We start from the raw sequence: 12,432 nt of genomic DNA, 5'->3' as shown, positions 1-12,432 counted from the left end.
AAATAGACTTTAATTTTAAGTAAATCTATATAAAATTAACCCAATTAATACTAGTGTTGGTCTAACATTTAATGTTAGTATTAATTTATAGAAATAAAGCCTAATGATAAGTAATAACATGTATCATTAGGCTTTATTGTAATTTAAACATTATTAAGCTTTACTCTGTTTTAAAATTAATTCTTATACTATTTTAAATCTATTTCTTCCTTGTCTCTTAGAATCGTAAAGAGCATTATCTGCTATTTGATATAGTTCATCATATTCTTGACCACGTTTTGTTATAACCACTCCCATACTAATCGATAAACTTTTTCCGTTTGGCAATTTAATAAGATGAATCTTATTGTAAACATCATTACATTTATTAATAAGTTTTTCCTTATTTATTATATCCTTGATATAAACGCTAAATTCGTCTCCACCTAAACGACCTACAATATCATCTTTTGCAAAACTTTCGTTAAGTACCTTTGCAACATCAACCAGTACCTTATCTCCTACCAAGTGTCCATAAGTATCATTAATTGACTTAAAATAATCAATATCTACAATCAATAAAGCTCCGTTTTTTTCAGTTGATAAATTCAATAAATTTTTTGTAGTTAATTTTCTAATATATGCTGCATTATAAATATTTGTTAAACTATCCCTTTGAACCTTATCCAACAATCTATTTTTTTCCTCTTTTTCAGAATCAATATTAGCTATTTTCCCAATTACATACACTGGTATATTTCTGTCATTATAAATTATTTTTGAAGTAATTCTAATCCAATGAAAAGTATCATCAAACATAATAGAATACATTTCAGTTGTTCCATTTTCTTGTGATTTTATTATATCAAAAAACTTTTTATTATATTCTCTTCTTATTTCATCTTTTTTATTTGTTATATTATCATTTTCATTTACACCATAATATGTCTCAATACCCTTTTCTGGCATAGAAATTATCAATTTATCTTTCTTATAATCATACTCGAAAAAGTATTCGCTTACCATTTCATACAACTGAACATGTTTTTTGAGTTCCAAAGATATTTTTTCATTCATAGTTGTACGAGTATGTAAACCAAATGCCATAAAGCCAATAATACAAAGCAATAAACTGGCTACAATAAAAACAGTCTCAATTGGATTTTGTTGCATAATATAAATCAGTGAGAAATCTTGTCTATATGTAGTATTTTGGTAAACAATCGATTGCATTTTTTCTGATGAAATACTTATAATGGCTTTATTAAATATACTCAATAATTCTTGCTTGTCTTTTTTAGTTATCCCAAAGCAAATACTCTGTGCTTTATATGTCTGAGGAACTAGACGCACATTTTTATACTTAGGCTGATTCATATAATACTGCATAGAATAACCTTCACCATAAGTATAATCTACATCTCCTTTATTAACAGCTTCTATACACTCTTCTAAAGTATCATACCATACAACATCCTCTTTAAAATTACCATCATAATTAATACCCTTAGTTAGAGCTATACGCTTTCCATCTAAACTATTCTCATTTAATTTATTATTAATCATCATAGCATATTGGGTGGAAACAAAGGGTCGAGACATAGATATATTATGTTCACGAGAGTATTCATAATCATAAATCATTCCTGCTACAATATCAATTTCATGGTTTTTGGTCATCCTTTCCAAATCTTCTTGGGATTTTACAGACACAAGTTCAAATTCCAATCCGGTTAAATCACATATGTGATTTAATAAATCAATTGATATACCTTTTAATTCACCTGTATCTTTATCTATATTCTGAAATGGTGGTTTATTTAAAAGTACTCCCACCTTTAATTTATCTGTATCTTTAATGTATTTAGTTTCTTCATCAGATAAAAACATCTGATTATTCTCTGGTGTAAAGTATTTTTCATATAAAGTAGTTGAAAAATATGGGTCCTTCTGTTCAATATTATTAATTGCCGAATTGAGTCTTTGAGTTAAGTCTGTACTACCTTTAGGAGTAATGAAATAAAATGGTTTTGGTGAGAATTTTGCTATAGTACGTACACCTTCCATAGGGTTCATACTCACATTAAGAAGTACATCTGCTTTACCATTCTTTAGTGCTTCTAATTGTTCATCACTCGTCTTACAGTATACCAACTCATGTGACATCAAATTCATCTTACAATACTCATCTAACTCCTTAAGCCTAGTATTAGAATTTTCTATTACAGCAATACGAATTTTTTTCACGTTTTGTGAACTCATTATATTATCAATCTCTGTATTTTCATATAATGCTTGTAGCACTGTATTTACTATTCCATAACTATTCCCTGCATAATTATACATTTTTTGCAATGGCTCATTGTGTAACATACCTCCCATTATATCAATTTCACCATTTTCTAACATCTTCATTAATTTTGTAATAGATTCATTTATATCTCCAGGAACTTGAACAAATTCATAATTCCATCCAGTATACTGTGCAATTTCTAGTAAATATTCATATGTATATCCAGAATAGTTACCTTGCTCATCTATTTCAGTTAGACCTTTTTGAACAGGATAAGCAACCCGAATAGTACGATTATTATTACCTATAGCATTAATACTAAAAGAAAATATGTAAGAAGTGAATATAGATGTAATTACAATAATTAATAAAAGCAATTTTTTTAAATTCACTACACAATCCGTTGCCAAAACCTTGTAAAACTCTATCTTTAAGTTTTAAATCTTTCTTAATACTTCCACATTGACTACAAGTCTTTGATGATGGATAAATTTACATTCAAATCCTCTATAACAACTCTGTATGGTTTGGCTTTCACTATACTTGTTGTAGTTTGATGAAGATAGTTATTTAGTCAATCTTCTGTGTATTTATTGTATCTGTTTTTCAAGTTTTACAATATTTTTAGTTTTGACATACTCCTTTCCTTTTTTATTTTTTCATACTTTCTACTTACTTTTTTCTATAATCTTTTTAACCTTTTTTCTGTTTTTCTAACTACATAAGTTTTATTAGTATTCTTATACACTATACCATTAGAGCATACTGCAAGGTCTTTTAGTCCAAAATCAACTCCTGATGTGGCTTTAATACACCTTTTTTATCCCAATCTCTTAACATCTGAGTTGTTTTTCCAATAAGCTTTGAAAATTTTCCTACAGAACAATATTTCATCTATCCCACTTCTTAAAATTATTATACTACAAATAATATAATAATTTAACAAAGTTTTATATAGTCATATTAATAGTTATTCAACCTCCATAATTTTACAAATTATAGCGAAGTTTAAGCCCTATACTGTCTCAAATTTAGCAGTATTTCTATTTACAGTTCTTTTATATTTCACATCTGGATAGCCTAATATAAATGAAGTTATAACTGCTTCATTCTCACTCATTCCTAATAGTTCCTTTATCTTTGGTTCTACATTTGATGCCATAACAAAAAATCCAATATAGCACATTCCCAATCCTTGAGAATAGGTCATAAGTTCCATATTAGATGCAGCCAATCCTCCATCTACATATGCACTTGCACCTAGGGACACGTCACCTACAACTACCATAAGTAGTGGGGCATCATAAAATAGAGAATCAATTCCTTTCTCTTTATATCCTTTGTACATTCTCTTAAATGTATTTTTATACATAGAACGTACAGGGTCGCTGTCATCAGTATCTAGTGCTAAATTATAAAGACCTTCTATAGCTAGTTCTTTTACTTCTTTTAGTTTTTCTTTTACTAATATGTATCTTATAGGCTGTCTATTTCCACCTGTTGGTGTGTATCTACCAGCTTCCACTATGTTTTTTATTTTTTCTTCTTCTACATCTATGCCTTTATACTGTCTTATACTTCTTCTAAATTTGATGAAATTCAATAACTTTTCAGGTTCTAATTCAAAACTTTCACGATTATATTCTATTACCTCATTTTTATTAAATCCCTGCATTTCTATTGCATCTGTTGGACAAATTGCCATACAGTGACCACAGTTAATACATAGAATATTTTTTACCCTTGCTTTATCATCCTTAACTTTTATTGCATTTACAAGGCAGTCTGATTCACACGTACCACAGCCTACACATTTTTCTAAATTTATATCTATCATTCCAAATTATTCCTCCATTTAAAAAATTTACTTTAGTATAAAACAAATAATTATCTAAGTCAATTTTTATTTTTTCAATAATATATTGGCTTTAACTACAATTTAATTAAGAAATCTATATATAAATTAGAACTTCTCCAAAATTAAAGATAAGAAAAAATAGTGGTATCAATAACCACTATTTCCCCAGCTATTATTGTTTATCTTAATATTATATCAATCAATTTAATTAACCTTAAATTACATTCTTAAGTTGTATCTTTAAACTATGTTCTTGAAATGTATCTTTAAACTGCATCTTAATTAATCTAAGAAGTTTACACTATAATCTTTCAGTTTCCCATTATCATATACTATCTTTGCACTAAAAACATTTCCAGTCTTAGCCCAATTTAAAAACAACCTGTCACCTTCCCACATATTTAAGTCAAATATTTTGTCATTATCAACCCAAATCAGTTTTCCTTCTTTACAATCATCTAAACTTTTTTCAGACAATTCTCCTTCAAATTCATCCGAAAAATACAAAAACATATACCAATCTTCTTCTTCTTTAAATTTTGGAAAAGTTATCAACCCTTTATATGACAATGATTTAAGAGTAAGACCAGTCTCTTCTTTAACTTCCCTGATTACACATTCTTCTGGAGTTTCTCCTTGCTCAAACTTTCCTCCAACTCCTACATACTTACCTTCATGTACGTCATCTTTCTTTTTATTCCTGTACAACATCAAAGTCTTGTCATCTTTTTCTATATAACAAATAGTCGTAAGTTTCATATATCTTACCTTACTTTCTCTTTATATTTTCAGCTAATTATTTTCAGCACTTTCAAGCACGTCACTTATATTCTTCATTGCATTAAGAGAAATCTCTGCAAATTCATCAAATGGAATCCCTATGTCTTCTATACTTCTCATTGCATCTCTATTTACATTTGAAGCAAATCTTGTTTCTTTCATTCTTTTGATTACAGACTTCGTCTTTACACTAGTAATTTTTTTATCTGGATAAACTAAAGCTATAGCAGTTATAAACCCAGTTATAGGGTCTGCTGCATATATTGCTTTTTCCATTAGACTAGTTCTTGTAACCCCCATTCCATCATGATGACCAAGTATTGCTCTATACATCTCTTCATCACCGAAGTTTTCTTTTTTAAGCAGTTCTACTGTCGTTGTAGCATGCCCTTCACAGATTTCTCCTGGCTTTCTTCCAACTATATCTGAATCCAAATCATGTAAAAGACCTGCAACTGCCCACTCTTCTTCTTTCTCTGGCTCTAATCTTTTGGCTAATTCTCTCATAACTGCTTCAACAGCATAGCAGTGTTTTCTCATTCTATCAGTTTCTAAATACTTAAATAAAATTTCTAAAGCCTCTTCTCTCATTTTCACTAATCCCCCTGTTTTTCATATATACGATATTTTTATATATCAACACACATAAATTCAAGTTTTTTTATATATTTATGCATATTTTTCATGTTATATCTATTCTACACCTTTATAGTAGTGTCCTGCAACTGTTCCAATTTCGTCTAATTGCTTATACAAGTCTGTAGCTTTTTTCCCAAGTTTATAATTATTGCTTAAGACCTCAATATGAGCTTCAATAACCTTTTTAACCATCTCACTATCTTCCACTGTAAAATCTATTCTAAATACATCTATTCCTATTTCTTCTAACTCATATAGATTGTCCAACATACAAGTAACCTTTGAATTGTAAATTGTACTTCTACAGAATATATCTTGTGTTATCCTATAACTTGCATCTGTAAAATCTCTCAAAGCATAACTACTTTCCTTACATTTAGCAACTCTCTTATCCTTTTTACAATCTCTAACAACAACTCCCATAGGACAATATTCTGTAACCATCATAGGAGTATATCCATATATTACTGCTTCAATTTCTACATCTGTATATTTTAAAGTTTGCTTAATTTCATTTAAGTTTAGTTCTTGTGACAAACAAACTGTACTTGCTCCCTCATCTTTGAAGTGATTTATGCTTTCACTGTTAAATGCATTTAAATAGAAATCTATATTTAAATCTTTTTCTTTAAAAAATTCCATACAACCCCAATTACCAACTTGAACATTATCGATTCCTTTTATATTATCTAATATCTCAAATTGCTTGTACTCTTTATTTCTGACAATCCTTGGTGCTGAATACATTAATTTCTTGTTAGTGACTCCCGTATTAGAATTATTTTCATTCAAAGTATCTATGTTATTTGAACTCATTGATTCTTTAGAAATACTTGAATCTATAGAAGTACTTGAATCCATAGAAGTACTTGAGAGCATTTGTAAAGCTTTTGATAATGTACTTATATCTTCATAATAAATTAAATCCACGTCATATTTTAATACTGCTTCTAATTGCTCCAAATTCTTAACTTTAACTCTAATTTTAGGAACTGTATTAAGTTCTTTCTGTTTATTTGTTCTAACTGGTTGATATTTTAATCTATTCTTCTTAAACTTTCTATCTTTTATCTTTATTCTTTCTTCATCTAAAAGCTCAATACAATCTCTTCTCATTTGATTTAACACGCTTATAGGCATGCTTACACCTTCATCCAAATCAATTTCTATCTCTTTTAATTTATAAGGTGTATTTCCAAGCTTTTGAATTTGTGCTTCTATTTTTTCTTTATTTAAAGCTACTTTTATGGCTTTTTCAACTATCCTTTCTCCCTCTACAGTCGATTTATTTCCACAAAAATCACTTATAGAAAGTACTGGTTTTTTACCTAGTTTAATACTCACTTTTGCACTTATATTAGTTTTTATAAATTCTTTATCTTGTTGGAATGTAGCTTGTACCCTATCTATTAATTCGCTATCAGAAGTTTTAAATATAAGTTGATTTCTTTTGGCTTCTCCAATAAAATCTAATTCTATCAAATCTCCTTTATGTGCGATTGTAGTTATTTCTCCATTTTTTATTATCCTTCCAATAGTACCTCCACCTAGGTTTATTCCATCACCTTTTTTAAGGGTATTTTCCAGCATTACTCTAAGTCTTTTGTTTTTTCTATTATAATCCAAAACTTTTCCAATATATAACCCTTGATTATTAGGTCTATTAGAGTTCATTATATCCTTACCAATTTCACCTAAGATATATCCTTTTGTAAACTTTCTGTTGAATATAGTATACAAATTATTTATTATTTCCTCAGAAATACTTATTTTATGCTTATCCATAAATCCATTAATCGCTTCCCTATATCCCGAAACCACAGTAGCTACATATTCTGGCTTTTTCATTCTTCCTTCAATTTTTAGAGACAATACACCTGCTTCAATTATTTTATCCAAATCTTCTATAGTACTTAAATCTCTGGGACTCAACAAATAATCTCCATCACTCTTTACTATTTCCCCTGTATTTATATCTATCAACTCGTACTTTTGTCTACATGGCTGTGCACATCTGCCTCTGTTTCCAGACCTATTTCCTATCATACTACTCATGAGGCATTGACCTGAGTAACACACACATAAGGCTCCATGTACAAAAACTTCTATATCTACAGTTGTATTTTCACAAATCCATTTTATCTCATCAACATTCAGCTCTCTAGCTAAAACAACTCTATCAAATCCTACACTTTGAAGATACTTCACATCTTCTAATGAATGTGCTACCATTTGAGTACTTGCATGTAGTTCAAAGTCAGGTAATAGTTTTTTTATAAGTCTTGCCATTCCTATATCTTGTACTATTAAAGCATCAATATCTATATCATATAAAAACTTTACATACTCTACAAAATCTTCTATCTCATACTGCTTTATCAATGTATTTACAGTAACAAAGACTTGAACTCCCCTTATATGAGAGTATTTAACGGCCTCAATCAACTCATTTCTATCAAAGTTATTTGCAGATGCTCTGGCACTAAAGTCTTTACCACCTAAATACACAGCATTTGCTCCGTTTTGAACTGCTGCTTTTAATGAATCAAAAGAGCCGACTGGTGCAAGTAATTCTATCTTTTTCATATTTTTCTCCTCTATTTATACTTGTTAGGTTAATATAACTATATCTATAACTCAAATATTTATATTAAATATATATATTACTTATTATATTTAAAATACATCAATTAGCTTATACATTACTTATTTATACTTGTACTTGATGCATTTTAGTTAACATATATAGTACTTACCATATTTTAAATACTTCAATTAACTTATACATTACTTATTTATACTTGTACTTGATGCATTTTAGTTAACATATATAGTACTTACCATATTTTAAATACTTCAATTAACTTATACATTTATTACTATATTTTAATTAATCAAATAACTTGTATAATATTTACTATATATAAAGTATATCAAATAATGACTTCTTTTTTTGTCAATTTGCAGAAAGTCAATTTTCATTAAATGAATTCTCTTTATTAATAAACATAATTCCAAAAACCACTGCCAAAACAAAGAAACATATCAGTATTGATTTTTCTACAAAAATTTTTGTAAAAAAGCTTCCTAAAATAGCTCCAAATATAAAAAATATAATAATAGCATAATACTGCAAACTCTTTTTTATCATAAAAATATTCTTAGTCTGTATATAATGAAATAAGGTTTCTGTGGCACTTCTTAAATTTCCAGTACACATTGTTGTTGCAAAACTATTTCCATTTACTTTTCTAAAACTCTCCACCTGCATTGAGCAAATAAAAGAAATAGCAACATTTACAAACATATCAAATCTTCCTCTAGGAACAAATGAAACAATAAGTATTGTAATCATTTCAATTATAATGATAACCTGACGCCAATGAATCTTTACATTATTATTTGTAAAATACTTTCTTATCTTCTCTGCTATAAACACACCTAACATAAACGCCAAAATAGGAATCAAGTAATAAAACGACTCCTTTACATTACCTTCTGCTATATTAAGCCCAAATAAGACTATGTTTCCAGTCTGTGCATTAGCAAAGACCTTTCCTCTTACCACATAGGTATAAATATCTAAAAATCCTCCTGTTATTGCCAATAAAGAACATAAAAAGAATGATTCAGACATCTGACTCTTGCTTGTCATACATAAACCTCTCGCTTTCTAATAATAGATACAAACTCAACCTCCCATGACTAAAGTCACAAGTGTGCGTAGCTATTTTTAATCAAAATTATTTTAGATACCATTTTTCATTAACATATAAAAATTATTTATATTTATATATTATATATATTCATACATTAAAAGAAGCTGTCTCAAAAAACAAGAGAGACAGCAAATCTTTTAATTTATTCCACGTTTTTTACATCATTATTTAACCCTGTACATTTTAGCTGTAAATCATAAGCTTTGTTTTGAAACTCAGAAGCTAGGTTTTCAGCTATAGTAGCTCTTTCATTTGCTTCTTCAAGTTGAGCACTTAACTCCTCAATCTTGTTTTTATAAGCATCTAACTCGGCTCTAGAACCTTCTGTCGTATTACTAAGTTCGAATATTTCTTGCTTTTTATTTTCTATAATCTCAATTAACTCTTTCATCTTAGCCTCAGCTTCACGATTTTCTGCTTCTTTTTCTGCTATAGTAAGCTTTAAAGACTTGATTTCTAATTGAAGCTCTTCATTAGATGCTCCAACCTTCTTACTCAATTCTTCATTAGCTTTAATCAACTTCTCATTCTCATCTGAACATTCAAATAAAAGGTCTGATATATTTAATGCAGTTAATATTGCAGCAACTGATAAGCTTAATTTCGGGTTTTGACGTGTTATTTTATCCATTTCTTTGTCTACAAAATCAGCAATACTAATCATAAACTTCTCTGATTTGTCTCCAACCATTGGATATTCAGCGCCATGGATTTTAACCATTACTTTGTTCATCCTAACCTCCCCGACATTAGTTGTTAATTTGATCTTAAGTTAGCATTCAATTTTTCGCTTAATTCACTTAATATCTTATCATGCACCTTAGCTACATCTTCATCTGTCAAAGTTTTATCCTTACTTCTATAAGTTATTGAATATGCAATTGACTTGTATCCAGCTTCTATTTGAGAACCTTTATAAACGTCAAATAACTTGTAGCTTTCTACTAATCCTTGACCATTTTCCTTTATTATATCTTCTATTTGTTTTACAAATACATCATCTTTAACAATAAGAGCTATATCTCTTGATGTAGATGGATATTTTGGTAATGGTAAATAATTCTTTGTTCTATCAGAATTATCAAATACAAAGTCAATATCTATTTCAGCGACATAAACTCTTTGACCTAGATTGTAGTTTTCTATAACATCTGGATGCAATTCACCTAATGTACCTACATATTTATTATTATATACTATTTTAGCACATCTACCAGGGTGGAAGGTAGTATTATTATCTTGAGGTTCAATTTCATAACCTTTAAATCCGACATTTACAAGTATAGTTTCTATAGCTCCCTTTAGTGCAAAGAAATCAACATCTTTACCGTACATACCTATACACATTCTATTTTCTTCCTTAGGCAATTCTGAATCTTGTGGTATAAATATATGCCCACACTCAAAAGCATATACTTCTTCTATTTTATGAGATATATTAGTTGATAAAACATCTAACATATTTGGTATTAAAGTGGTTCTCATTACAGAAGTTTCTTCTCCTAATGGGTTAAGTAATTTAACAAAGTTTCTCTTAGCATTACCTTCTGGTACTCTTATTTTGTCTACTCCCTTAGGGCTTACAAATGAATATGTTAATATTTCGTTTAATCCTACAGCAGTTGAATTATCTTTTAAAGCTTCCATGAATTTTTGTCTTGAAGTTTTAATTCCTGCTGTTGTATTTCCTTCTAATTGTACAGAAGGTATATTTTCAAATCCATAGATTCTAGCTATTTCTTCCCATACGTCAGCTTCTTGCTCCATGTCTGTTCTAAAGCTCGGTACATCTATTTCTAATTTATTATCAGCTACTAAATTACATTTAAATTCTAATGATTCTAAAATTCCTACAAACTGCTCCATTGGTACATCTACACCTAAAAGCTGGTTAATTCTTTGAGGATTTACTACTAACCTTTTAGGTTCTGGCTTATTTGGATAAACATCCACAATACCTTTTAAAACTTTTCCTGCTCCTAACATTTCAACAAGTTGTACAGCTCTATTTGCTGCTATCTCTGCAAGATTAGGGTCTAAGTCTTTTTCATTTCTTGAAGATGCCTCTGACCTAATTCCAACTTTTTTAGCTGTCATTCTTATATTTTCTGGTTTGAAATTGGCACTTTCAAAAAGTACAGTCTTTGTATTATCAGTTATTTCTGAATTAGCACCACCCATTATACCAGCTAAACCAAGTGATTTTTCCCCATTTGTTATAACTAGCATATCTTTGTCTAATGTTCTCTCAACATCATCTAATGTCACAAGTTTCTCTCCATCTTTAGCAGTTCTTACTACTATTCTTCCAGTCTCTACTTGATTTATATCAAAGGCATGAAGTGGTTGACCAAGCTCTAGCATTACGAAGTTTGTTATATCAACTATGTTACTTATAGGTCTTACACCTGCTTCTGTAAGTCTTCTTTGCATCCAATATGGAGAAGGTTCTATTTTTACATCTGTAACCATTCTAGCAACATATCTTCTACATAAATCTGGATTGTCTATTTCAACTTTGAAGTCTATCTCTTCATCACTTTCTTTTACTTCGATTTCAGGATATTTTACCTTTGTACCTATAGTTGCAGCTGCTTCTCTAGCTATACCTATCATACATTTACAATCAGGTCTGTTTGAAGTTAATTCAAAGTCTATTAAAGCATCATTTAACCCTAAAACATCCTTTATATCTTTTCCTAATTCATAAGAATCTTCGTGGTCTAAAATATATATACCACCTCTTTTGTACTCTTCAATGTAATGTTCATCTATACCTAGTTCAGCTGCTGAACACATCATACCATCTGATAATTCGCCTCTAAAATCAGTCTGTTTGATTTCAATTCCTCCAGGCAATTTAGAACCATTTACAGCTACTGGAATATAATCTCCTTCTGATATATTTGTAGCTCCTGTAACTATTTGAACAACTTTATCTCCAATATCTACTTTAGTTACAACCAACTTATCAGCATTTGGATGTTGTTTTATTTCTAAAATCTTTCCAACCAATATATTTTCTATTTCTTCACCATAATAATCTATTGTTTCAACTTTAGTCCCTGTCATTGTCATTTTATCAGCGAACTCTTTTACATCCATGTCTATATCAACATAGTCTCTAAGCCATTTTAAAGATACTAACATCTACATACCCTCCT

8 protein-coding genes and 1 pseudogene are annotated in these 12,432 nt (G+C 29.2%); all 9 read right to left on the bottom strand.

Features of this window, described 5'->3' with window-relative positions:
- Positions 1-183 precede the first annotated feature (183 nt).
- Entirely contained in the window at positions 184-2,664 is a 2,481-nt protein-coding gene (locus tag JJC02_03680) for a transporter substrate-binding domain-containing protein (protein ID UDN55292.1), read from the bottom strand.
- A 406-nt stretch (positions 2,665-3,070) separates the two neighbouring features.
- Positions 3,071-3,166 (bottom strand): annotated as a pseudogene (locus JJC02_03675) (IS607 family transposase).
- 121 nt (positions 3,167-3,287) lie between these two features.
- Positions 3,288-4,109 carry a nitroreductase family protein gene (locus JJC02_03670; protein UDN55291.1) on the bottom strand — a complete coding sequence of 274 codons (822 nt, stop codon included), beginning with the start codon at positions 4,107-4,109 and terminating at the stop codon, positions 3,288-3,290.
- 303 nt (positions 4,110-4,412) lie between these two features.
- Positions 4,413-4,889, bottom strand: coding sequence for an 8-oxo-dGTP diphosphatase (locus JJC02_03665; GenBank protein ID UDN55290.1), 477 nt, complete (start codon positions 4,887-4,889; stop codon positions 4,413-4,415).
- A gap of 33 nt (positions 4,890-4,922) precedes the next feature.
- Positions 4,923-5,501, bottom strand: a complete 579-nt coding sequence (locus JJC02_03660) for an HD domain-containing protein (GenBank protein ID UDN55289.1) — start codon at positions 5,499-5,501, stop codon at positions 4,923-4,925.
- A 102-nt stretch (positions 5,502-5,603) separates the two neighbouring features.
- A complete protein-coding gene (locus tag JJC02_03655; protein UDN55288.1) occupies positions 5,604-8,135 on the bottom strand; it encodes a U32 family peptidase in 2,532 nt (843 codons plus the stop codon).
- Between the two features lie 385 nt (positions 8,136-8,520).
- A complete protein-coding gene (locus JJC02_03650) occupies positions 8,521-9,204 on the bottom strand; it encodes a DUF1275 domain-containing protein (GenBank protein ID UDN55287.1) in 684 nt (227 codons plus the stop codon).
- 206 nt (positions 9,205-9,410) lie between these two features.
- Entirely contained in the window at positions 9,411-10,001 is a 591-nt protein-coding gene (gene zapA / locus JJC02_03645) for a cell division protein ZapA (GenBank protein UDN55286.1), read from the bottom strand.
- A 23-nt stretch (positions 10,002-10,024) separates the two neighbouring features.
- The gene (locus tag JJC02_03640; GenBank protein UDN55285.1) at positions 10,025-12,418 is read right to left on the bottom strand and encodes a phenylalanine--tRNA ligase subunit beta; all 2,394 of its coding nucleotides are present in this window, start codon (positions 12,416-12,418) and stop codon (positions 10,025-10,027) included.
- Between the last annotated feature and the right edge of the window lie 14 nt (positions 12,419-12,432).

This window comes from Clostridioides sp. ES-S-0054-01, from assembly GCA_021561035.1.
Lineage (GTDB): Bacteria > Bacillota > Clostridia > Peptostreptococcales > Peptostreptococcaceae > Clostridioides.
Note: the sequence above shows the minus strand (reverse complement) of the source record. Positions and strands in the feature narration are given on the sequence as shown.